Source organism: Leisingera aquimarina DSM 24565 (assembly GCF_000473165.1).
Taxonomy (GTDB): Bacteria; Pseudomonadota; Alphaproteobacteria; order Rhodobacterales; family Rhodobacteraceae; genus Leisingera; species Leisingera aquimarina.
The window spans coordinates 158,701-182,150 of sequence record NZ_AXBE01000014.1 but is presented as its reverse complement, the minus strand read 5'-3'; the positions used below and the strand labels follow the sequence as shown (position 1 = coordinate 182,150).

The window sequence follows — 23,450 nt, the reverse complement described above, 5'->3', positions numbered from 1 at the left end:
CTTTACCGTCGACTGGTCCAAGGAATTTCTGGGCAAGGCGGCCCTCGCGGCGCAGAAAGCCCAGGGTCTCAGCCGCCGGATGGTTCTGTTCAACCTGCCCGGCCATCCGCTGGTGCTGCATGACGAGCCGGTGCTGGAAAAGGGCCGCACCGTAGGCTTCACCACCTCCGGCGGGCGCGGTGCGCGCACCGGGTTGACACTGGCGCTGGCATTGGTGGAGCTGCCGCCGGGCGAGACCCTGGCCCAGACCTGTGCGCGGCAGTTTGAAATCGACATCGCAGGGCAGCGCTACACCGCAGAGGCGCTGCGGCGCCCGCCCTTTGACCCCTCAGGCGAACGGATGAAAGCATGACCACCACAAACGCAAATGTCCTGATCATCGGCGGCGGCGCCATGGGGGTATCGCTGATGTACCATCTGGCCAAAGCGGGCTGGACCGACGTGGTGCTGACCGAGAAGAACGACCTCACCCATGGCTCCACCTGGCACGCGGCGGGCTTGTGCACCCATTTCGCCCATAACCCCACCATTCAGGAGCTGCGCGCAACCTCCGTGCGGCTCTACCGGGATATCCTGCCGGAGGAGACCGGCGACACCTGCGGCTTCCACCGCTCGGGCGCGATGCGGATCACCTCGAACCCGGACCGGATGGATGAGTTTGCTCATGTGGCAGGCCTCAGCCGCTTTACCGGTTATGAGCTTCAGATGCTGACGCCGGACGACGTTGAATGCCTGCACCCGCTGGCCCGCACAGACGGTATTCTCGGCGGCATTTATGAGCCGGACGACGGCCATGTTGACCCTTCGCTGGCCACCAATGCGATGGCCAAGGCGGCAAGGGCCAACGGCGCGACGATCCTGCGCTATAACCCGGTGTCCTCGATCCGGTGTGAAGAGGGCGTCTGGGTGGTCGAGACGCAGAAATCCACCATCCGGGCCAAGCACCTTGTTAATGCAGCAGGCACCTGGGGCTGGGAAGTCGGGCATATGATGGGGCTCAACATCCCCTCGGTGCCGGTGCTGCACCAGTATCTGGTGACCGATACGGTGCCCGCGGTGGCCGAGCGCATCGCCAGGGGGTTGCCCGAGCTGCCGATGATCCGCGACCCGGAAGAAAGCTGGTACGTGCGCCAGGAGCGCGACGGGCTGATCCTTGGGCCGTATGAGAAAGACGCGCAGCCCTGGTCCATCGACGGCTGTCCGCCGGACTTTGGCGCCGACCTGATGCCGCCCGATCTCGACCGGGTTGAGCACATCATCATGGCCGCAATGGAGCGCATCCCGGCGCTGGAGACCGGCGGGGTGAAATCGGTGGTGAACGGTCCGATCACCTTTACCCCCGATGCCAACCCCCTGATCGGCCCGGCGCATGGGCTGGAAAACGCCTGGCTGCTGACCGGTTCTTCCATGGGGGTGATGGAGGGCGGCGGCGCGGGCTGGTTCCTGGCCCATTGGATGACCCACGGCGCGCCGCCGATGGATGCGCTGGCGGTGGACAGCCGCCGGTTTGGCAGCTGGGCCGACCGCGATTACCGGGTAGAGAAGGCCATTGAGTGCTTTGGCCTGCAGTTCGGCGTGCATTACCCGCATGAGGAACGCCCGGCTGCCCGCGGCAAGCGCTTGTCGCCCATTCATGACTTGATGGTGGAACGCGGCGCGGTGATGGGCGCGGCTTATGGCTGGGAGCGGCCCAATTGGTTCTCGGACAAGGGAGGCGATGAGGCGGTGCCAAGCTTCCGCCGTTCCAACTGGTTCGCGCCGGTGGCGCAGGAATGCCAGACGGTTACGGAGGCTGTGGGCCTGGCGGATCTGTCGGTGTTCTCGAAATTCGAGGTGACAGGCCCGGATGCCCGCGCCTTTGTGGACACGATCGGCGCCAATCGCGCGCCCAAGGCGGGGCGGATCGGCCTGACCCACGCACTGACACCGGCAGGTGGGACCCAGTCGGAGTTCACCGTGAGCGTGCTGGCGGAGGACCATATCTATCTGACCTCCGCCGCCGCGGCGGAGGAAATGGACACCGATCTGCTGCGGGCGCGGTCAGAAGGGTTCGATGTTTTGATATCCAATGTCACCGAAGATTATGGCGTGTTGGGCCTGATGGGGCCGAAATCACGCGATGTGCTGGCCGCGCTGACCGATTCCGATCTGACCGGAGAATTCCCTTGGCTGTCGGTCCGTGAAATCACTGTGGCGGGCCTGCCGCTGCGCGCCCTTAGGGTCTCATACGTGGGCGAGCTGGGCTGGGAGCTGCACGTGGAAGCTGCCCGGATGCCCGAGCTGTTTCTGGCGCTGGAGGCCGCGGGCAAATCGCACGGGCTGGGCTTTTTCGGCGCCTATGCGATGAACGCGATGCGGCTGGAGAAGGGCTATCGCGCCTGGGGGGCGGATTTCACTACCGAGCGCACCCCGGCAGAGACCGGCGCGGGCCATATGATCAGGATGGACCATGACTTCACCGGCAAGGAGGCTCTGGCGCATCGGATGCAGGCAGAGGACCGCTGGGAGATGGTGCTGCTGGAGGTGGAGGCAGGGGAGGTTGACCCGTTCTATGCCCACGGCGTGCTGCAGGGGGACCGGGTGGTGGGCATCGTGACCTCTGCCGCCCATGGCCACCGCACCGGCAAGACGCTGGCGCTGGCGTACTTGCGCGACCGGAGTGCGCGCAACGGGCTGACGGTGGAGCTGCTGGGAGCCCGGCTGCCTGCGCAGGTGCTGGAGGAGGCGCCGTTTGATCCAGGCAATGCACGGGTGGGGTAGGCCACCGGAGCCGGCCGTGGCGGCAAACCTTTTTGCGAGGCTGCCGGTTTGTGCATGTGTGGATGTATATGGATCCCGCCATATTGCAACGGTCTGTTTGGTTCTGGTTTTGAGGTGGCGATTGCTGATGTATATCCGGCTTCTCAGGGCGGCCCGGTATATCGTTGCCGCGAGCCCCGATGGATTTCCGCTTGCTTCTGCTTCATCGCCCCTAAGGCATCGGTGCTGACCTTGCAGATCCACACATCAGGTTCGAAAAGCAACGGGCGTGCCCCATTTCCACCTCCTGGCAGATGTTGCAATGTTCTTGGAGCCGTTCTCCTATGGCTAACTTTCCGATACGACCATTAACCGAACGACACGGTGTGATCCGGACGGTATCCCTGATCTCTCGCTAAGAGCGACCAGACGATCCGTGTGTTCTTATTCGCCAGAGCGACGGCAACAACATTCGGATGCCGCCGTTGCCGCATCCGCCCTATTCAATTACCGCGCGCATCGGTTTTCCCGGCAGCCTTTCCAAGCACAGCTTGCGCGCCGTGGATCAGCAGGGTGCGCAAGTATCGGCCGCCTCGTTTGCTAACCCTGAACAATCGAGGCTTGCCGCCACTTGATCTCGGTTTGGGAACCAACCCCGGCCAGGCGGCAAATTGGCGGCCATTCTTGAAGCAAAACTTATTACCAGTTGCGGCAACCAAAGCTGTTGCCGCAATTGGGCCTGCACCTTCAATTTGGCCAATGCGTTGGCGCCTCACATACGAGAGGAAGAGGTTCTTGATCCGACGATTGTAAGCCGCGAGCCGGCTATCCAATTCGGCCAATTCGTTGCGGATGCCGCGCAGCATATCAATGAAGATGTCCCTAACCTCGCTCTCATGGCCATCGGCGATTTCACCGAGGCCCGCCGGATACGGGTGATATCCCGCGCCACTACGACACCATGTTTCCCCAGTGCACTGCGAACCTGGTTTACCAGCCGGGTGCGGTTTGCAACCACGCGCTGGCGGATACGTTGGACAGCCTGTATCTCCAACTGCCCGGCCGGCTTCGGTGGTACAAAGCGCATTGATGGTCTGCCGGCAGCTTCACCGATTGCTTCTGCATCGTTGCGATCGTTCTTGTTCGATTTCACGCAAGGTTTCACGAACTGTGGAGAGATCAGTCTCACCTCGCGGCCCAAATCAGTCAAAACCCGCGCCCAATAATGCGATCCGCAACAGGCTTCCATAACGACGATACAGTGCGGCAATTCAGCGAAGAACTACGCAACAGCGCCTCGCCGGAGGGTCTTCCGCAAAACGGCTTCTTCAGCCGTGGCCGCTGCGTGGGCTTCGAAAACGTACTTGGCCAGATCCAGACCGATCCTTTTGACTTGCACGATATGATCCTCCATCTCTCCATAGAAGATACGCCGCCGGAGGGCGGCGGGGTCCATACCGTTGCTTTTGTTGATGCAAATCGTTTTGAACGGCTCAAGCCTGTGATCGGGTGCGGTCATGTATCAGGCCTTTGATCGCGGGTTTGATTGCCGCTGACCTTGCTGGGTTCCTCGAACCTGGTCCCAATCGGCAAAGCGAACCTGGAAGTTCGGGACAAACCACGGGGTTTCAGGTTCTCGGATGACCGCACCTGCCATCATGGCATTCGTCTTGCAATTCTTTAACTTTTCTTTCGCCTCTGGTCAGGCGGCGGGATGGCGGATGCGAAGATCGGGCCAACTCCGGGGACCGTTCTCAGACGCTTGGCGCGTTCGACGATCCGTGAGTGATGGTCGATCAGTTTGTTAAAAAACACCACCCGCCCGGCTGGCTTTGCCGAAGCGTATCGCCGCGACTGGACGGTTCCCGATCACCTGGCCAAATTCCGGGAAATGGCCGCGGATCACGTTGAGGATCTGGGTCTTCTTGCTGCCGATGAGTTGCCGAACGGCATGCATCGGCAGCAAAGCCTGTTGCTCCTTCTGTTTCACATAGGGCTTGACGCAGACCGGAGGCATCAGGCGCACGTCATGGCGGATCAACCTTAGTTCCCGCGCCCAATGATGCGCCGAGCCGCAAGCCCAACCCCGGCAAAGCAGTTTGGAAGCTTCTCGAAGAATCTGAGAACCTGCCTGCGTTTGATCGAACGATTGAAGGCAACCGTGCCGTCGGCGGTGATGCCGTGGACAACAAAAACGTCCTTCCCGAGATCAAGGCCACCTGTATTAACTTGCCTGACGGGGCACCATTGCTAGCAGATGACAACATCTGCACTCTGCCGCTTTGCGCGGCGGTTGGGAGCAGACCCTATCCGCTCCATCTGCAAGTGGCCCGCACGGGCCGCCGCGCTATGTGATGGGAGGCTATGGGTTGTTCCCGTCCGGTGCGTCTCGCGCCCCTGGCGGGCGCTGCGCGTGGCGGGACCCTGCGGGGCCGGCCTCCTGTGCCCGGCCTGATGAGGAGCGTTTCCCCATGATGACCAGTGCCCGGTTTGTGATTGTGCTTGGCGGCACGGGGTTTCTCGGCCAGCGGGTGGTGCGCCGGCTGCAGGAGCACGGCTGCCGGGTCAGCATCGGGACACGGTTCCCGGAGGCCGCGGCAGCGCAGAGCGGCTTTGGCAGCAACGGCATCCGGCTGGTCAAGACGGATCTGACAGACCCGGACAGATTGGCACAGGCTCTGGCGGGCTTTGGTGCCGTGGTCAACTGCATCGGCTGTTACGCCGAGAGCCGCCGCCAGAGTTTCCAAGACGTTCACGTCGATGGCGCCCGAAGCATTGCCCGGCAGGTGCGCCAGAACAACGGCCAGCGTCTTATTCACGTGTCCGGGATCGGCGCCAGCCTGCATTCCCCATCAGCCTATGTGCGGAGCCGTGCCGAAGGCGAGGCTGCCGTTCGCGGTATCTGCCCCGGCGCCATCGTTTTGCGGCCCAGCGTGATGTTCAGCCGCAGCGGCGCCTTTTTCGGCGACCTGCAAAAAATCGTTGACCGCCTGCCCGTGGTCCCGCTGTTCGGCACCGGGCGCACGCGGTTGCAGCCGGTCTGGGCGGGGGATGTGGCCGAAGCCGTCTGCCGGTTGCTCGACGGTCCGCGCGCACGCAGAAAAGTGTTTGAGCTGGGCGGGCCGGATACCCTCACCTACCGGGGTATCCTGCACCGCCTGGCGGTCCGTTCCGGCCGCCGCCGGGTGCTGCTGCCGGTGCCCTTTGCACTGTGGCGGATGGCAGCGGCGGTGCTTTGGGTGATGCGCAACCCGCCGCTGACCCAGGCGCAGGTCGCCTTGATGCGGCAGGACAATACCGCCGGTGAGGCCATGGCAGGCTTTGCCGATCTCGGCATCACGCCGCACTCGGCGATTGCCATGGGGCTGGTTTAAACATCGCTGCAAACCCCCGCACCAGGCAAGACACCCGGTGCGGGGCAAAGGGTCAGGCAAAGCTGACCCCGTTGCCGGTCATCGGCAGTTCCGTCACCCGCGGGCCGGACACCGCGATGGCATTTGCCAATGCGGGGGCCGAGGGCGGTGTGCCCGGCTCGCCCACCCCGGTGGGGGCTTCGGCGGACGGCACGATGTGCACCTCGATGGCGGCAATATCACCGATCCGCAGCGGCTCGTAATCCGGAAAGTTGAACTGGTCCACTTCGCCGTCCGTCAGGGTGATTTCGTTGCGCATCGCATGGCCAAGGCCATAGCCGATACCGCCCTCCATCTGCGCCTTGACCACATCCGGGTTGACCGCGATGCCGCAATCGACGGCGCAGGTGACTTTTTCAACCTGCACCCCGTCATCTGCATTGCCGGAGATTTCCACCACCTCGGCAACATAGCTGCCAAAGCTTTTGTGGACAGCGATGCCCTGGCTGCGGCCCTCGGCGGCGTGGCCCCAGTTGCCCTTGTCAGCGGCCAGTTTCAGTACCCCTGCCAAACGCTGCTGTTCCTGGCTGCCGCCCTCCAGCAGCGCCAGCCGGAACTCCACAGGATCGCGGCCTGCGGCGCGGGCGGCCGCGTCCATCATCACCTCCATCACATAGGCCGTGTGGGTGTGCCCGACCGAGCGCCACCACAGCACCGTGGTAGCCTTGGCCGTATCGCTGAGGCCGACGAACTGGCCGGGGATCCGGTAAGGGCTGTCCGCCACCCCCTCAACCGAGCTGTGATCGACGCCGTTGTGCACGATCATGCTCTCAAAGGGTGTGCCTTTCATGATCGATTGTGCTGCAATGCGGTGGTCCCAGCCGGTGATCTTGCCGTCCGTGTCCAGACCGACCCGCACCCGGTGCGCCACAGCGGGACGGTAATAGCCGCCGGTGATATCATCCTCGCGCGACCAGACCAGCTTTACCGGGCGGGTACGGTCCGTCATGGCAAAAGCCAGCGCTGCTTCCACCTGATAATCCGCCGTCGGCGTGGCGCGGCGGCCAAAGGAGCCGCCCGCAAACATCGTATTGATGCGGATCTTCTCCATCGGCAGCTGGAAGATCTGCGCCATTGCCATATGCGGCCCGGTTGGCATCTGGGCGCCGTCGTGCAGGGTGATGCCGCCATCCGCATCAGCCTCGATGGTGCAGGTCAGCGGTTCCATCGGCGCATGTGCCAGCAGCGGGAAATAAAAGGTCTGCTCGACCACCTTGCCGGCCCCGTCGATCAGCGCCGCGGTTGCGGCGTGATCGGCGCCGGTGACGTTATACTGCGGCTCCGCGTTCACTGCCGCCAGCAATTGCTCGCGGATCTGGTCCGAGCTGCGGCTTTCGGCGTTGGAGAAGTCCCAGTCAACGCTGATCGCTTCGCGTGCCTGGAAAGCGCCCCAAGTGTCCTCGGCATAGACCGCGACGCCTGCCTTGTTGGGCAGGACGGCGGCGCGGATGTAGCCTTTGACCGCCTTGGCTTCCGCATCGTCAAACCCTGCGGCCAGCCCGCCCATCCGCGGGCTGCGGATGAACACTGCAACCATCTGGCCCGGCAGATGCAGGTCCATCGCATATTTGGCAGTGCCGTTGGTCTTGGGCAGGGAATCCTTGCGTTTGACCGATGCGTTGCCAATCAGGCGGAATTCGCTGGGGTCCTTCAGCCGCGGTTCTGCCGGGGCCTCCATCTGCGCGGCGCCGGCGACGAAGTCCGCAATCGGAGCCTCCTGGCCTGCGCCTTTGATGATGCCGTCCTCTAGGGTCAGCGATGCGGGGTCGGCGTTCCATGCCTGTGCTGCGGCCTTGATCAGCATTTCCCGCGCTGCAGCCCCGGCCTGGCGGTACTGCAAAAAGGAATTGGCCATCGCGGTGGAACCACCGGTGCCCTGGAACTGCCCGAACGCCAGGTTGGCGTATTTCGATGGGTCGGAGGGGGCGAATTCGTACTGGATGTCCTCCATCGGCACGCCCAGCTCCTCGGCGATCAGGGTGGTGAGGCCGGTAGCCGGGCCCTGGCCCTTCTCGAAATGCTTGACGATGGCGGTGACGGTGCCGTCGGCGTCGATCTTTACAAAGGGGTTCAGCTGGGCCGGAGCGGAACCAGCCGCCAGTGCGCCATCGGCGCGGGCGCCCACATAGAGGACAGCAGCGGCGGCGGCAGCGCTTTTCAGAAAGCCGCGGCGGGAGGTGTTCAGGGTCATATCAGGCCTCCATCATGTCGGATGCGCGCAGGATCGCGGCGCGGATGCGCTGGTAGGTAGCGCAGCGGCAGGCATTGCCGTTCATGTATTCGTCGATCTCCCCGGCTGTCGGCTTGGGGTTTTCGCTCAGCAAGCCCACGGCAGACATGATCTGGCCCGACTGGCAATAACCGCATTGCACTACATCCAGCTCGACCCAGGCGGCCTGAACCGCCTCGGAAACCCTCGAGTTCAATCCTTCGATTGTGGTGATCTCGGCGCCCTCGGCATCCTCCACGTAGGTCTGGCAGGAGCGTACCGGTTCTCCGTCCAGATGCACGGTGCAGGCGCCGCAGGCTGCAACGCCGCAGCCGAACTTGGTGCCGGTCAGCTTCAGTTCATCCCGGATCACCCACAACAGCGGGGTTCCGAGGGCTGCCTCGACCTGATGTGTCTGGCCGTTGAGTTTCAGTGATATCGCCATGGCTGTGGGGCCTCCCCTTGGCTGGAATGTCTGGTTCAGGATTGTTCGAAGTCTGCAAAGGCATCGGCGTATTCGGGATGCCAGCGCGACAGGGCCGGGCGGTTTTCCAGGATATCGCCAAGCGCCCAGGCGACCCGGCGGCGGTCGCGCGCCGGTGTGGCGTCACTGTCCGGGCAAAGAATATAGAAGTCGCCGGCGCCCATGCGGGTGAGCAGGTGACCGACGGTTTGTTCCGAAGTCCAGGCAGAGGCGGGTTTTTCGGGCATGAAACGGGCAATCATGCCGGTATAGGTGAAGCCGGGCACAAACAGATGCACGGTGATCGGGGCCTCAGCCTGCCGCAAATCATGCGCCAGCATTTCGGTCAGAACCTTCACGCCGGCCTTGGAGACATTGTAGCCCGGGTTGCCCGGCGGCGTGGTGATGCCCTGTTTCGAGCCGGTGTTGATCACCACCGCGGGCCGCGCCGCGGCAATCATGCGGGGCAGGAAGGCCTGCATGCCGTTCAGCACGCCAAAAAGGTTCACCTCGATCATGGCACGCCAGGCCTCCGGTTCTTCCCAGCTGCCGGAGGGGCGGGCGATGCCTGCGTTGTTCATCAGCACCGCCACCTCGCCTGCGTCGAAGGCTGTATCGGCCAATGCCTGAACCGCCTCTGCGTTGCTGACATCGGTGGGGACGGCCAGCACCGGGGCGCCAGGCTGCACCAGGCTGCGCAGTTTCGCCGCCGCCTGCTCCAGCGCCTTGCCCGGCAGGTCGGCCAGTACCACACCCAGCCCGGCCTGGGCGAAACGTTCCGCCGCCGCCAGGCCGACCCCGCTGGCACCACCGGTCACAACGGCCAGACCGCCTGTTTCTATTGCTTTGGCATACATCGGTCTTCCTCCCTGATATGGCCGCGCGGGCCCTGCCCGGCGGTGTTGGCAGCAAAGGTAGGGGGAAATGCGGCTTTGGCCGTGCCTGATCCTCCGGATGATCTGCCTGATCCTCCGAAGCGCCGTGATTTGCGGTTCTGCCGCCGCCGCCGCCAGCCTATAGTCGGGCAGCAGAGGAGGAGCGCCCATGGTGCCGCAGGATCTGATCGAAGAGGTTGTCGCCTTTGTCCGCGAAAGAGGCGCGCCGGAAGACGGTTGCGAAACCGGGGTCGGCGGGCTGTTTGCCTTTTGCCGCGAGAACCCGACCGTATTTCAGGCGATGGTCTATGAGCCGGTCATGTGCCTGGTGCTGCAAGGCGCCAAGGAGGCGCAGCTGGAGGACCGCACGATCCGTTACAGCGCGGGCATGTCGCTGATCGTCAGCCATGCGCTGCCGGTGATGGCGGGTGTCATCGATGCCTCGCCCGGGCGTCCCTATGTGTCGCTGGCGCTGCGGCTGGACCTGGCCACCGCGCGCAGCCTTTATGACGAGGTCGGCGCCGCGGAGGGGCAGGAACCGGCGTCGCATTCAATGAGCGTGGCAGACAGCGATGCGGCGCTGATTGACGCAATCGGGCGGTTGTTCCGCCTGTCGCAGAACCCGGTCGAGGTCCAGGCACTGGCACCCCTGGTGCTGAAGGAGATCCATTTCCGTCTGCTGCGCGCCCAGCACGGCGGCATGCTGCGGCAGCTGTTATTGCACGAAAGTCCGGCCAGCCGGATTTCCAAGGCGATTGCGATGATCCGGGACCGGTACAAGGCCCAGCTGCCGGTGGCGGATCTGGCTGCCGCGGCGGGCATGAGCCAGTCCACCTTTCATGAGCATTTCAAAACCCTGACATCGACCACGCCGCTGCAGTACCAAAAGGAGCTGCGCCTGATGGAGGCCCGCCGCCTGCTGATCAGCGGCGGCACTTCGGTCGCGGCGGCGGCTTATGACGTGGGTTATGAAAGCCCGACACAGTTCAGCCGCGAATATGCCCGCAAATTCGGGGTGCCGCCGCGGGATGAAAAACCGCTGCCGGCGGCAGCGTCCTAGCGTCCTCCGGTTTTATGGCTGGATGCCACCCAAGGCTCTTCTTGAACCCGCGCCTCGCGGATGGTCCGGCCATAAAGCCCGCTGTAGGACCGCCCCAATGAGGACGCCGAGGAAAACCCGCAACGCAGTGCAATCTGCTCCAGGCTCAAATTGGTTTCCTCGGACAGATAGCGGGCGTGCTGAAGCCGCAGCATCTTGTAGTATTTGCCCGGCGTCATGCCCAGTTCGCGCTGGAATGCGCGGGCCAGGGTGCGTTCGGACAGCGACACCCGTCTTGCCAGGTCGGCGGTGTTCAAAGGCGCCTCGATAGTCTCCGCCATCAGGTTGGCCGCCTGCAGGATCTTGGCTGAGCCCTTCTGCTCCAGCCGTGCCGCGCCGCGGTTCAGTTCTGACTGGCGCGAGGGGTCGTAGACAAACATGGTGGAAGCGCCAAAGGCCGCGGCAGATCCATAGAGGTCCTGGATGAGGCTCAGCATCATGTCGAGCGCAGTGCTGGCGCCGCCGCAGGTCAGGAACGCACCGGAGCGTACAAACCGCGCGGTGGAGACTTCGACCTTGGGGAAGGTTTCGGCAAAGGCGTCCAGCTCCTGCCAGTGGATTGTCGCGGTATGGCCGTCCAGCACCCCCGCAGCAGCCAGCAGCCAGGCGGCGGTGTCCAGCGCCAGAACCAGCCTGGCCTGCCGGGTGGCGGTCCTGAGCTTTGCAAGCAACGCCGGGCTGAGCTGTTCGCGCACGCGGTAGCCCGCAACCAGCACCAGGGTGCGGTTGCCTGCGCGTTCGTCAAAACTGCCGTCCGGGGTGATCTGCAATCCGCTGGAGCTGCTGACCGGCGCCCCGTCCAGGGTGCTGACGCGCCAGCCCGCCGTCTCCTGCCCTGCATTCATCCGTACGTCGCGCAGCGGCTCCATGGCGCTGGCCAGCACCATGTTCGAAAACCCGTCGAACAGCAGAAACTCAAAGGTTGGCGGCGGATTTGACGGCATTTGTGTGTTTTTTGACCAAAACTGTATAAGCGTAGGGTCAATTCGTGGGCTAATCACAGCCGAAGTCAAGCCTCTTGACCACCCGCCGACGCTGAACCGACGCCCGCTCTCTAATCACTGATAGTCCCATGACAACTGCTCCCCTTCTCTGGCAGCCGGATCTTTCGGCGCGCCGCAAACCTCTGCTGTGTGAGTTCATGGCGCAGGCTTCTGCCGCCGCTGGCACGGCGCTGGACAGTTTCGCCGGTATGCATGCCTGGTCGGTTGCCCAGCCACAGGAATTCTGGCCGCTGACCTGGGATTTCTGCGGGCTCATCGGGGACAAGGGCGCGGTGCCGCTGGTGGCGGATGCCGACCCGATGCAGGTGCGGTTCTTCCCCGGGGCGCGGCTGAACATCGTGGACACTTTTCTGAAGAACGCCGACGGGCGCGAGGCCATTGTCTTCATTGGCGAAGACGGCCGTCGCATGGCCTGGACCCGGGCCGGGCTGAAGCGCGAGGTGGAACAGCTTGCTGCCGCCCTGCGCGCCGCCGGGATCGCAGCGGGCGACCATGTGGCCGGCTATGTCCCGAACATGCCGCAAACCGTGGCTGCGATGCTGGCGACGGCGTCGCTGGGCGCGGTCTGGTCCTCCTGCGCGCCGGAAAGCGGGCCGGACGTGGTGGTGGACCGGTTCGGCCAGATCGCGCCCAAGCTGATGTTTGCCGCCGACGGTTACTTCTACAACGGCAAGACCTTTGAAACCCGCGCCGCCATTGCCGAGGTCGCCGCCCGGGTGCCGTCCATTGAGCACATCGTGGTCTGGCCCTATGCGGGCGATGCTGCGGCGCTTCCGGAGGGGGTGCAGCCCTATGAGGCGTTCAAACAGAAAGATGCCCCAGCGCTGGACTGCCGCCTGATGGGGTTCCGCGATCCGCTCTATGTGATGTTTTCCTCGGGAACCACGGGCAAGCCCAAGTGCATTGAGCATTCCGGCGGCGGCACCCTGTTGCGGATGCTGGTGGAGCAGCAGCTGCACTGCGACCTGCGCCCCGGCGACCGGATGTTCTATTACACAACCTGCAACTGGATGATGTGGAACTGGCAGGTGGCGGCGCTGGCATCGGAGGCCTCTATCGTGCTGTTCGACGGCAACCCGGCGCATCCCGGCATCAGCCGGCTGTTCGACGTCGTGGAGGCCGAGAAAGTCACCCATTTTGGTATATCCGCCAAATACATAGACGCCTCGCTGAAACGCCGGAACCGGCCTGCGGATAGCCACGATCTGGACGCCCTGCGGGTGGTTCTGTCGACCGGCTCGCCGCTCTCTCCCGAAGGCTTTGCCCATGTCTATGCCGACTGGAAGGCGGATGTGCAGCTGGCCTCGATCTGCGGCGGTACCGATATTCTGGGCTGCTTCATCGGCGGCTGCCCGGTGCTGCCGGTGCATCAGGGCGAGATCCAGGCGCCGATGCTGGGGCTGGATGCCGCGACCCTGAACGATCAGGGCGAAGCGGTCGAGGGCGTGGCGGGCGAGCTGGTCTGCCGCAATGCGCATCCGTCGATGCCGACCCGGTTCCTGAACGATCCGGGCAATGCCCGCTACCGGGCCAGCTATTATGAGACCTACCCGAACATTTGGCGGCAGGGCGATTTCACCATCCGCACGGAGCAAGGCGGCTACGTGGTGCTGGGCCGTTCGGATGCGACGCTGAACCCCGGCGGCGTGCGGATTGGCACAGCAGAGATCTACCGTCAGCTCGACAAGATCGAAGAGGTCGCCGACGCCGTCGTTGTCGGCCAGACCCTCGACAACGACGTGCGGGTGGTTCTGTTTGTGCAGACCGCAGAGGGCGCGGTGCTGGATGACGCGCTAACCGCCCTTGTCAAAACGGAAATCCGCAAGAACGCCTCGCCGCGCCATGTGCCTGCGAAGATCATCGCCGTTACTGACATCCCGCGCACCAAATCCGGCAAAACCGCCGAGCTGGCGGTGCGCGATGTGGTGAACAAACACCCCGTCCGCAATCTTTCCGGCCTGGCGAACCCGCAGGCGCTGGAGCTGTTTGCGGATCACCCTGAATTGCAAACCTGACCCCAAAGGAGCGAAACCATGCCCCTGACCATGAACCGAGACGTCTTCATCACTGCTGCCGTGACCGGCTCTGGCGGCACCCAGGACAAATCCCCGCATGTGCCGCGCTCGCCCAAGCAGATTGCCGAGTCGGCAATCGCGGCCGCCAAGGCTGGCGCAGCGGTTGTGCACTGCCACGTGCGCGACCCGGAGACCGGTGCGCCGTCCCGGAAGCTTGAGCTTTACCGGGAGCTTACCGACCGGATCCGCGACTCGGAGGTGGATGTGGTGCTGAACCTGACCGCCGGCATGGGCGGCGACATCGTGTTCGGTGGCGTTGAAAGTCCGTTCCCGGTCAACGCGGCGGCGACCGACATGATCGGCGCGACAGAGCGGATGGCTCATATCGCCGAATGCCTGCCAGAAATCTGCACCCTCGACTGCGGCACCATGAACTTTGCCGAGGCCGATTACGTCATGACCAATTTCCCCGGCATGCTGCGCGCGATGGGGCAGATGATGACCGATCTGGGCGTGAAGCCGGAGATCGAAGCCTTTGACACCGGCCACCTGTGGTTTGCCAAGCAGTTGGTAAAAGAGGGAATTCTGGAGCCGAACGCACTGGTGCAGCTGTGCATGGGGGTGCCGTGGGGGGCGCCGAACGACCTCAACACTTTCGTGGCGATGGTCAACAATGTGCCGGCTGAGTGGACCTGGTCGGCGTTCTCGCTGGGCCGGGATCAGATGCCTTATGCGGCCCAGTCGGTGCTGGCGGGCGGCAACGTGCGGGTTGGGCTGGAAGACAACCTGTTCCTGGAGAAAGGCGTGCTGGCGACCAATGCGCAGCTGGTGGAGCGCGCGGTTGGCGTGATCGAGGGTATGGGCGCCAGGATCATCGGCCCGGATGCAGTGCGTGAGAAGCTGGGCCTGACCAAGCGGGCGCCGGTGGTGAAGTAAGCGGGAAACCGGGGGTGGCCTGTGTGCACCCCCGGTACGCCTCCTGTGCACCGCCGCGCTGCGGCACCGGAGGCAATTTGGGGGCTTGCCCCCAAACCCCCAGGATATTTTCGGCAAGAGGAAGAACCGGGCGGTTCTTATGAGGGCATCAGATGAAGACAGCAGCAATTATCGGCGGCGGGGTGATCGGCGGCGGTTGGGCCGCGCGGTTCCTTCTGAACGGCTGGAACGTGCGGGTGTTCGACCCGGACCCGGACGCAAAACGCAAGATCGGCGAAGTGCTGGCCAATGCCCGGCGCTCCTTGCCGTCGCTCTATGACAAGGCGCTGCCGGCTGAAGGCGCGCTGACCTTTCACGCGGATATGGCGGAGGCCGTGTCAGAGGCCTCCTGGATCCAGGAAAGCGTGCCGGAACGGCTGGACTTGAAACACAAGATCCACGCGCAGATTCAGGCGCACGCGCCTGCTAGCGCGGTGATCGGCTCTTCGACCTCAGGGTTCAAGCCGTCGGAGCTGAACGCCGAGGGCGCCCGCGCTGTGGTGGCGCATCCGTTCAACCCGGTCTACCTGCTGCCGCTGGTCGAGCTGGTGGGCGATGCAGACACTTGCGCGCAAGCCTCGGACCTGTTGCGCGAAGTGGGGATGTACCCGCTGACCGTGCGCAAGGAGATCGACGCGCATATCGCCGACCGGCTGCTGGAAGCGGTCTGGCGCGAAGGCCTGTGGCTGATCAAGGACGGCATCTGCACCACCGAGGAGCTGGACGAGTCGATCCGCATGGGCTTCGGCCTCAGGTGGGCGCAGATGGGCCTGTTTGAGACCTACCGGATTGCCGGCGGCGAGGCGGGTATGAAGCATTTCATGGCGCAGTTCGGCCCGGCGCTGGAATGGCCCTGGACCAAGCTGATGGATGTGCCGGAGTTCACCGAGGAGCTGGTGGATTTGATCGCGGGCCAGTCGGATGCGCAATCCGGGCATATGCCGATCCGCGATCTGGAGCGGCTGCGGGATGACAACCTGGTTGGCATGATGCGGGCGCTGAAGAAATCCGGCAGCGGGGCTGGCGGTGTGATCACTGCGCATGAGGCGATGCTGCCCGTGCCGGAGGCGGCTGATCTGCCGGTCACCGTCTACCGCCCGGTGCCGCAGAGCTGGACCGACTACAACGGCCATATGAACGAGGCGCATTACACCGAGGCTTCGGCCCAGGCGACCGACCGCTTCATGGAGATGATCGGCTGCGATGCGGAGTACATCGCCGCGGGCGGCAGTTATTTCACCGTCGAGAACCACGTGCGGTTCCTGGACGAGCTGCACGTGGGCAATGCGCTGAGTGTGACCACCCAGGTGCTGCAGGGCGCAGGCAAGAAGATGCATCTGTTCCACCGCCTGATTGGCCCCGAGGGAAAGCTGGCGGCGACGGTGGAAACGCTGCTTTTGCACATGGACCTGAACGCGCGGGGCACCTCGCTGCCGTCGCCGGAGGTCGCCGACAAACTGGCAAGTTTTGCCGCCGCCCATGCCGGGCTGGCGTTGCCGGAGGGCGCCGGGCGCCACGTCGGCCAGCGCGGATAATTTGGGAACCGGCAGTTTGCGGCTGCCGGTTTTCCTTATGCGGGCCGGGTCTCCTCCCCGATCCGGTCCGCAATTTGCCCGCGGCAGAGGCGGCACCCCGGGGGAGGGATTTTCCGGACAGCTGTGCAAACGGGAGGGCTTCATCCCGTCTGCACGGACCGGGCAGCTTTCCTGGGCGGAGGATCCGGGGAGCGCAAGCGTATAGGGACAAAGGGAGGGCCATATGTCCGAAAGCAATTCCAACAGCCACCTGGTGGCGAAATCCGGTTTCTTTACCGGTCTGCATCCGGGGATGGGCATCGCCGCCAAGGCGATGATCGCCGCTTTTGTTATTTTCACAGTTTTGAACGTGGAATTCGCAGGCGGCCTGTATAAATCGGTGCGCAGCTGGATCGAAGGCGGTCTCAGCTGGTATTACATCTCGGTTCTGGCCGGGATCATGTTCTTCTGCTTCTTCTTGATGTTCTCGAAATTCGGCAGCCTCCGGCTGGGGGATGACGACTCGCGCCCGGAATTCACCAACTTCAGCTGGTTTGCGATGCTGTTTTCCGCCGGTATCGGCATCGGCATCCTGTTCTTTGGCGTGGCTGAGCCGATATTCTATTTCGACAACTCGGCGGTTTGGGGCTATCCGAACAACCCGCATGCCGAGCTGGCGGGCCATTCGGAAATGAACATGCAGCGCGCGGTTGACGCGATGCGGGTGACCTATTTCCACTGGGGGTTCCACGGCTGGGCCCTGTATGTGATCGTCGGGCTGTGCCTCGCCTATTTCGGCTTCCGCAAGAAGCTGCCGCTGACCATCCGGTCGGCGTTCTATCCGCTGATCGGCGACAAGATCTATGGCCCCTGGGGGCATTGCATCGACCTGCTGGCAGTGTTCGGCTCGGTCTTTGGCATCGCGACTTCTCTGGGTCTGGGCACCAGCCAGATGGCGACCGGCCTGAACGTGCTGTTCGGGCTGGAGCCGACGATGACGCTGAAGATCGTGCTGATCGTGGTCGTGACCATCATCGCCACCGCCTCGACCGTTTCGGGCGTCGGCAAGGGCATCCGGATCATCTCCGAATGGAACATCTGGCTGTCGATGTTCCTGCTGCTGGCTTTTGTGGTGATCGGGCCGGTCAAGTGGCTGCTCGGCTTCTATGTGACCACGCTGGGCGATTACATCTGGAACTTCATCCCGATGGGTTTCTGGACTGCAAGCTCGGATGAGAACATCGCCTGGCAGGGCGGCTGGACCATCTTCTACTGGGGCTGGTGGATCGCATGGGCGCCGATGGTGGGCATGTTCATCGCCCGCATTTCGCGCGGGCGCACCATTCGCGAGTTCATGGTGGGCGTGCTGTTTGTTCCGACAGCTATCGGCTTCTTCTGGCTTTGCATGTTCGGCGGCAATGCGATCTGGCAGGAAATGAACATGGGCGCGGGCCCGGCTGCGGAAGGCGGCGCCGGGATTATCGCCACTGTGCGGGCCTGGGATCTGCCTGCGGCGCTTTATGGCACCATCGGCAATCTGGGCGCCACTTCCTGGCTCGGCGACCTGAGCTGGACCGCCTGGCCGCTGTCGGCGCTGGCAACGCTGCTGTTGTTCTCGTGGTTTGTGACCTCGGCGGACTCCGGCACGCTGGTGATCACCACCATGCTGTCGATGGGGGATGACAACCCGCCAAAGAAGTTCCGCATCATCTGGGGCGCGGGTATTGGCGCCACGGCGATTGTGCTGCTGATGGCGGGCGGTCTTAGCGCCTTGCAGACCGCGTCGATTGCGGCGGCCTTCCCGATTTCCTTTGTGATCATCGGGATGACCGTAGGACTTTACAAATCGCTGAAGAGCGACCCCTCGGCTGCGCCGATCAGCGAGGCGGGCGCCGCACCGGACGGCACAAGGATCACGCAGGATCTGCACGCCTGAGGCGGCTCAGACCGCAGAAACAAAAGGCGCCGGGCCTGCGAAAGGCCCGGCGCGCAAAAATTGTCAGCTGACAATCTTCTCAGCCTGTATCAGTCGCAGGCGGCGGTGACGATGATCTCGACCTTCAGGATCTCGCGCGCCAGCGTGGCCTCGCCGCAGGCGCGGGCGGGGGCGTGGCCTTCGGGAACCCAGGCGTTCCAGACTTCGTTCAGCTCAGCGAAATAGGACATGTCGGACAGCCAGATCACGGTCTGCAAGAGGCGGGTCTTGTCGCTGCCTGCCTCGGCCAGCAGGGCGTCGACCTTGGCCAGGATCTCGCGGGTTTGATCTGCTGCAGTTTCGGCCTCGGAAACCTGGCCGCTGAAGTAGGCAACACCGTTGTGCTTGACGATCTTGCTGGAGCGGGCGGTGGTGCCGGAACGGGTGATGGTCATGGTTTGGTGCCTCTCATTTGCAGGGATGAGGCGGTCATAGCGGCAGAGCGGCAGGGCTGAAAGGGTGAAACGGGATGTGCCAGGGCATTGCCGGGGCATGGCCAGTCTCGGGCCGCGCCCCGGTACGGCGATGTCAGAGTTTGATCACCGCCATCTTGTCCTGGGTCATGTCATGCATGGTGTAACTGATGCCGCCAGTGTTGTAGCCGGACTGGCGGCGGCCGGCAAAGGGCATCCAGTCAACGCGGAAGGCGGTGTGATCGTTGACCATCACCGCAGTGGCATCCAGCTGGCGGACAGTTTGCATGGCGGTGTCCAGGCTTTTGGTGAAGACCGCGGCCTGAAATGCGACGGGCAGGCTGTTGGCAACCTCAATCGCTTGCGGGATGCTGGCGGTGCTGTAGACGCAGATCACCGGGCCGAAGATCTCCTGTTGCGACACGCGGGCCTCTGCCGGCGGGTCCAGCAGCACGGTGGGGGCATAGGTGGTCGCGCCCAGGCGCTTGCCGCCGGTCAGAACCTTGGCGCCGCCCTGCACGGCTTCATTCACCCAGTCTTCGACCCGGTCGACCTCGGCGGGGCGGATCAGCGGGCCGCAATCGACGCTTGGATCGGTGGCATCGCCCACTTTCAGTGCCTGTGCGGCCTCGACCAGTTTCTGCGCAATTTCTTCGGCCTTGGCAGCAGGCGCAAACACCCGCTGGACCGAAACACAGACCTGGCCGGAATGGTAGAAGCCGCCCTTTGCCAGCGCCGGGATCATGGCGTCGATGTCTGCATCCTCTGCCACGATCACCGGGGCGGCGCCGCCGTGTTCCAGCGCGCAGCGGGTGCCGGGCGCAAGTTTGGAGCGCAGCATCCAGCCGACACGGGCAGAGCCGATGAAGGAGAAGAAACCGACGCGGGCGTCGGTGATCATCTGTTCGGCCACCTCGTTGCTGCAGACCACATCGCGGCACCAGTCCTGCGGCAGGCCGGCCTCGTGCAGCATGGCAACAAAGGTCTGGCAGGACAGAGGCGTGTCCTGCGCCGGTTTCACAATCACCGGGCAGCCGGTGGCCACGGCAGGCGCCACCTGATGCACGATCAGGTTCAGCGGGTGGTTAAAGGCGCTGGCGGCCACCACCACGCCAATCGGCTCGCGCTGGGTAAAGGCAATGCGGCCGGCACCCGCCGCGGTCAGGTCCATCGGGATTTCGCGGCCCGTCATCTGGCCGATCTCATGCACGCAGAGTTCCACCCCGTCGATGGCGCGTTTGACCTCCACGCGGGCGTCCACTAGCGGTTTACCGCCCTCGCTGGCGATCAGCAGGGCCAGTTCGTCAAACCGCGCCTCCATCAGCCGGGCGGTTTTCTTGAGAATTTCGATCCGCTGATAGGCCGGAAGCCAGCCATCCCGTTGGCGGAACAGCCCGTGCGCCGTGTCCAGCATTGCGTCGATCTGCTCCCAGCCGGTTGTTTCAACGCTGCCGATGCATTCCAGCGAGTAGGGGTTCACAACCTCGATTGTCTTGCTCATATCAGGCACACCTTTGCGGCCAGCTCATCAATCAGCACGCGCTGGTTTTCGCTGTAATCAACCGGCACGTCGATCAAATGCACGCCGCCCGCGGCAAAAGCTTTCTCGAACGTCGGCACCAGGTCTTCGGTGCGCGCAATCCGGTGGCCGGTGGCGCCATAGCTGTTTGCGTATTGGACAAAATCCGGATTGCCGAATTCCAGCCCCCAGTCGGCAAAGCCTGCGTGCGCCTGCTTCCAGCGGATCATGCCGTAGGAGCTGTCGTTCAGCACTGTCACCACCAGGTTGAGGCCCAGGCGGACGGCGGTTTCCAGTTCCTGGCTGTTCATCATAAAGCCGCCGTCGCCGCAGATTGCCATCACCCGGCGGTCAGGGTTCAGCTGCGCCGCCATCATCGCCGAGGGCAGGCCAGCGCCCATGGTCGCCAGTGCATTGTCCAAGAGCACGGTGTTGGGTTGATAGGCCTTGTAGTTGCGGGCGTACCAGATCTTGTAGATGCCATTGTCCAGCGCGATGATATCGCAGTCATCCATCACCTTACGGGTGTCGGCCACCAGCCGCTGCGGGATCACCGGAAAGCGCGGATCATCGGCGCCTTCGGCAATATGCCCATCGGTTTCTTTCTTGATGCGCTCGAAATAGCCGCGCTCGAAATCCAGCGGCCCGCCCAGGATTTCCCCCAGCCGGGTGATGGTCTGGGCCAGATCGCCGACCACCTCAACCTGCGGGAAATAGACCTGATCGACCTGCGCCGCCTTATAGTTCACATGGATCACCTTGGTGCCGCCTTCGACCATGAAGAAGGGCGGTTTTTCGACCACATCGTGGCCGACGTTGATGATCAGATCGGCGCGTTCGATGGCGCAGTGCAGATAGTCGCCGTCGGACAGCGCAGCAGTGCCCAGGAACAGGTCCGAGCGTTCGTCGATCACGCCCTTGCCCATCTGGGTGTTGAAGAACGGGATCCGGGTCAGATCGGCAAAATCGCACAAGGCAGAGCGCGCCTTGCGGCGGTTGGCTCCGGCGCCCACCAGCAAGAGCGGCATCTTGGCGCCCCGGATCATCTCTGCCGCCTCGTTCAGCACTGTGTCACCGGCCACGGCGTAATGGCGGGGATGCGGCTGCAGGACCGGGGTATCGGTTTCCTCGGCCGCAATATCCTCGGGCAGTTCAAGCAGCACAGCGCCGGGGCGTTCTTCCTCAGCGGTGCGGAAGGCCTCGCGGATCAGCGCGGGAATGGTGTTGCCGTGCACGATCTGCTTGGACATCTTGCAGATCGGATCAAACAGATTGACCACATCGATGATCTGGAACTGGCCCTGTTTCGATTTCTTGATCGGCTTTTGCCCCGTGATCATGATCAAGGGCATGCCGCCCAGATGGGCATAGGCCGCAGGCGTGGCAAAGTTGGTGGCGCCGGGCCCAAGGGTGGCCATGCAGACACCCGCCTTGCCGGTGAGACGGCCATAGGTTGCGGCCATGAAGGCGGCGCCCTGTTCATGGCGGGTCAGCACCAGTTCGATCTTGGAGGTGCGCAGGGATTCCAGCAGGTCGAGGTTTTCTTCGCCCGGAACGGCAAAGACATACTCGACACCTTCAGCCTCCAGCGCGGCGGCAAAGAGGTCCGAGGCTTTGACCGGCCCATGGGGTACAGAATGAGAGTCAGGCATGAGGGCTCCTGTTCGTTGAATATGGTTTTGACGGCGGATGGGATCATTCCGCTGCGTGTTTCTGCTCCGGCACCGGAAACAGCTCCTCCATCGAGACGGAGCGGCCGTTATCCATCACAATCCGCGCGTGATAGCGTTTCAGCAGCCGCGGCTCGGCGACGCCGCAGCTGTGGGCGAGGATGCCGACCTCCTTTTTCATGTTCTTGGCGTAATAGGCGACGCGCTCGGACTTGCTCGCCGGGTCCAGACCGAACTGCAGCTTGGGGTCATGGGTGGTGATGCCTGTAGGGCAGGTGTTTTTGTTGCACTGCAGCGCCTGGATGCAGCCAAGCGCAAACATGAAGCCGCGTGCGGAATTGACGAAATCCGCCCCCGCGCAGAACGCCCAGGCAACCTCGGACGGGTTGATCAGCTTGCCGCTGGCGCAGACCTTGATGCGGCCGCGCAACCCATAGCGGGTCAGGATGTCCACCGTCAGCGGCAAGCTTTCACGCAGGGGCATGCCCATATTGTCGATCAGGCTCATCGGGGCGGCGCCGGTGCCGCCGTCGGCGCTGTCGATGGTGATGAAATCCGGCGCGCTTTTCATACCGCGCGACAGGATCTCCTGGCACAGCCCCTCGAAAAACCCATAGGCGCCGACCACCGCCTTGAAGCCGACCGGCTTGCCGGTCACGTCGCGGACATAGGCGATCATGTCCAGCAGGTCGCCGACGCAGTCAACTTCGGGGTGGCGGTTGGGGCTGATCGCGTCCTGGCCGGGGGTGAGGCCGCGGATGGCGGCGATTTCCTCGGTCACCTTGGCGCCGGGCAGGATGCCGCCCTTACCGGGTTTGGCACCCTGGCTGAGCTTGAGTTCGAACATGCGGACGGTTTCATGCGCCGCGACCGCGCGCAGCTTATCCTCGTCAAAACCGCCCTCGGGCTTGCGCACGCCGAACTTGCCGGTGCCGATCTGGAACACGATGTCGGCGCCGCCTTCCAGGTGGTAGGGCGACAGCCCGCCTTCGCCGGTGTTGAGCCAGATGCCAGCCTTTTTGGCGCCATGCGACAGCGCCCGCACGGCGGGAACGGAAATGGCGCCATAGCTCATGCCGGAAATGTTAAAGATCGACGCGGTGGTATAAGGCGTGCGTGCATAGGGGCCGATGGTGACGGCCGCAGGATCCTTGGCGTCCTGTTCCAGCGCCGGAAAGGGGCAATTGGCGAAATAGACCGTGCCCGCCGGGCGCAGATCGCGGGTTGAGCCGAAGGCGACGGTGGAATCCACGTTTTTAGCAGCGCGGTACGCCCAGGAGCGTTCGGCCCGGTTGAACGGCATTTCCTCGCGGTCCAGGGCAAAGAAATACTGCCGGAAGAATTCCCCCATATGTTCGAAGAAATAGCGGAAACGGGCCACCACCGGGTAATTGCGGCGCAGGGTGCTGTCGGTCTGGGTCTTGTCGCGGATGTAGATCACCACCAGCCACAAAACGCCGGCGCCGAAGACAAAAATGAACGCATAAGACAGGAATTCGAGCAGCGCCAGGACGGTGCTGGATATCTGGGACATGTGTTCCGTCGCTCCTTTGGAGGTTTGGCGGCG

17 protein-coding genes and 1 pseudogene are annotated in these 23,450 nt (G+C 63.6%); 8 read left to right on the top strand and 10 right to left on the bottom strand.

Annotation, left to right across the window (positions count from 1 at the left end):
* A partial coding sequence (locus AQUI_RS0103725; protein ID WP_027256305.1) for a glycine cleavage T C-terminal barrel domain-containing protein occupies positions 1-352 on the top strand: 352 nt, incomplete at its 5' end.
* Entirely contained in the window at positions 349-2,760 is a 2,412-nt protein-coding gene (locus AQUI_RS0103720; protein ID WP_027256304.1) for a GcvT family protein, read from the top strand. The genes AQUI_RS0103725 and AQUI_RS0103720, both read left to right, overlap by 4 nt.
* A 347-nt stretch (positions 2,761-3,107) precedes the next feature.
* Here AQUI_RS0103720 and AQUI_RS27135 read toward each other — a convergent pair.
* Together AQUI_RS27135 and AQUI_RS29130 are read right to left on the bottom strand one after the other, a co-directional pair.
* Positions 3,108-4,138, bottom strand: a pseudogene (locus tag AQUI_RS27135) (IS110 family RNA-guided transposase).
* 405 nt (positions 4,139-4,543) lie between these two features.
* Positions 4,544-4,780, bottom strand: coding sequence for a hypothetical protein (locus tag AQUI_RS29130; RefSeq protein ID WP_027256303.1), 237 nt, complete (start codon positions 4,778-4,780; stop codon positions 4,544-4,546).
* Between the two features lie 430 nt (positions 4,781-5,210).
* Here AQUI_RS29130 and AQUI_RS0103705 point away from each other — a divergent pair, with 430 nt between their 5' ends.
* Positions 5,211-6,113 carry a complex I NDUFA9 subunit family protein gene (locus AQUI_RS0103705; protein WP_027256302.1) on the top strand — a complete coding sequence of 301 codons (903 nt, stop codon included), beginning with the start codon at positions 5,211-5,213 and terminating at the stop codon, positions 6,111-6,113.
* Between the two features lie 52 nt (positions 6,114-6,165).
* On the opposite strand, the gene AQUI_RS0103700 is transcribed toward AQUI_RS0103705, so the two are convergent.
* From AQUI_RS0103700 to AQUI_RS0103690, 3 genes are read right to left on the bottom strand one after another with little or no spacing between them, the layout of a single operon-like run.
* Positions 6,166-8,343 carry a xanthine dehydrogenase family protein molybdopterin-binding subunit gene (locus AQUI_RS0103700; RefSeq protein WP_027256301.1) on the bottom strand — a complete coding sequence of 726 codons (2,178 nt, stop codon included), beginning with the start codon at positions 8,341-8,343 and terminating at the stop codon, positions 6,166-6,168.
* A gap of 1 nt (position 8,344) precedes the next feature.
* Positions 8,345-8,806, bottom strand: a complete 462-nt coding sequence (locus tag AQUI_RS0103695) for a (2Fe-2S)-binding protein (RefSeq protein ID WP_027256300.1) — start codon at positions 8,804-8,806, stop codon at positions 8,345-8,347.
* Positions 8,807-8,841: 35 nt separating this feature from the next.
* Positions 8,842-9,681: an SDR family NAD(P)-dependent oxidoreductase gene (locus tag AQUI_RS0103690; protein ID WP_027256299.1), complete on the bottom strand. Its 840-nt coding sequence runs from the start codon at positions 9,679-9,681 to the stop codon at positions 8,842-8,844.
* A 187-nt stretch (positions 9,682-9,868) separates the two neighbouring features.
* On the opposite strand from AQUI_RS0103690, the gene AQUI_RS0103685 reads away from it, so the two are divergent.
* Positions 9,869-10,759 (top strand): AraC family transcriptional regulator, encoded by an 891-nt coding sequence (locus tag AQUI_RS0103685; protein WP_027256298.1) that lies wholly within the window; start codon positions 9,869-9,871, stop codon positions 10,757-10,759.
* Here the strand turns inward: AQUI_RS0103685 and AQUI_RS0103680 are convergent.
* A complete protein-coding gene (locus AQUI_RS0103680) occupies positions 10,756-11,742 on the bottom strand; it encodes a GlxA family transcriptional regulator (protein WP_027256297.1) in 987 nt (328 codons plus the stop codon). The genes AQUI_RS0103685 and AQUI_RS0103680 overlap by 4 nt on opposite strands.
* Before the next feature lie 128 nt (positions 11,743-11,870).
* Here AQUI_RS0103680 and AQUI_RS0103675 point away from each other — a divergent pair, with 128 nt between their 5' ends.
* The 4 genes from AQUI_RS0103675 (at position 11,871) to AQUI_RS0103660 (ending at position 18,242) form a co-directional block, all read left to right on the top strand.
* Positions 11,871-13,817: an acetoacetate--CoA ligase gene (locus AQUI_RS0103675; RefSeq protein WP_035919767.1), complete on the top strand. Its 1,947-nt coding sequence runs from the start codon at positions 11,871-11,873 to the stop codon at positions 13,815-13,817.
* Between the two features lie 18 nt (positions 13,818-13,835).
* Positions 13,836-14,753 carry a 3-dehydrocarnitine:acetyl-CoA trimethylamine transferase BcoG gene (gene bcoG, locus AQUI_RS0103670; protein ID WP_027256295.1) on the top strand — a complete coding sequence of 306 codons (918 nt, stop codon included), beginning with the start codon at positions 13,836-13,838 and terminating at the stop codon, positions 14,751-14,753.
* Between the two features lie 152 nt (positions 14,754-14,905).
* Positions 14,906-16,327, top strand: coding sequence for a carnitine 3-dehydrogenase (locus tag AQUI_RS0103665; RefSeq protein ID WP_027256294.1), 1,422 nt, complete (start codon positions 14,906-14,908; stop codon positions 16,325-16,327).
* Between the two features lie 223 nt (positions 16,328-16,550).
* Positions 16,551-18,242: a BCCT family transporter gene (locus tag AQUI_RS0103660; protein ID WP_027256293.1), complete on the top strand. Its 1,692-nt coding sequence runs from the start codon at positions 16,551-16,553 to the stop codon at positions 18,240-18,242.
* 89 nt (positions 18,243-18,331) lie between these two features.
* Here the strand turns inward: AQUI_RS0103660 and AQUI_RS0103655 are convergent, their stop codons facing one another.
* The 4 genes from AQUI_RS0103655 to AQUI_RS0103640 all read right to left on the bottom strand — a co-directional run bounded on the left by AQUI_RS0103655 (position 18,332) and on the right by AQUI_RS0103640 (position 23,417).
* Positions 18,332-18,676 (bottom strand): RidA family protein, encoded by a 345-nt coding sequence (locus AQUI_RS0103655; protein ID WP_027256292.1) that lies wholly within the window; start codon positions 18,674-18,676, stop codon positions 18,332-18,334.
* A gap of 133 nt (positions 18,677-18,809) precedes the next feature.
* Complete coding sequence (locus tag AQUI_RS0103650) at positions 18,810-20,195, bottom strand: aldehyde dehydrogenase family protein (RefSeq protein WP_027256291.1); 1,386 nt, start codon at positions 20,193-20,195, stop codon at positions 18,810-18,812.
* Positions 20,192-21,865, bottom strand: coding sequence for an acetolactate synthase large subunit (locus AQUI_RS0103645; protein ID WP_027256290.1), 1,674 nt, complete (start codon positions 21,863-21,865; stop codon positions 20,192-20,194). Before AQUI_RS0103645 ends, AQUI_RS0103650 begins: the two co-directional genes overlap by 4 nt.
* Before the next feature lie 43 nt (positions 21,866-21,908).
* Positions 21,909-23,417: an FMN-binding glutamate synthase family protein gene (locus AQUI_RS0103640; protein ID WP_027256289.1), complete on the bottom strand. Its 1,509-nt coding sequence runs from the start codon at positions 23,415-23,417 to the stop codon at positions 21,909-21,911.
* Positions 23,418-23,450 lie beyond the last annotated feature (33 nt).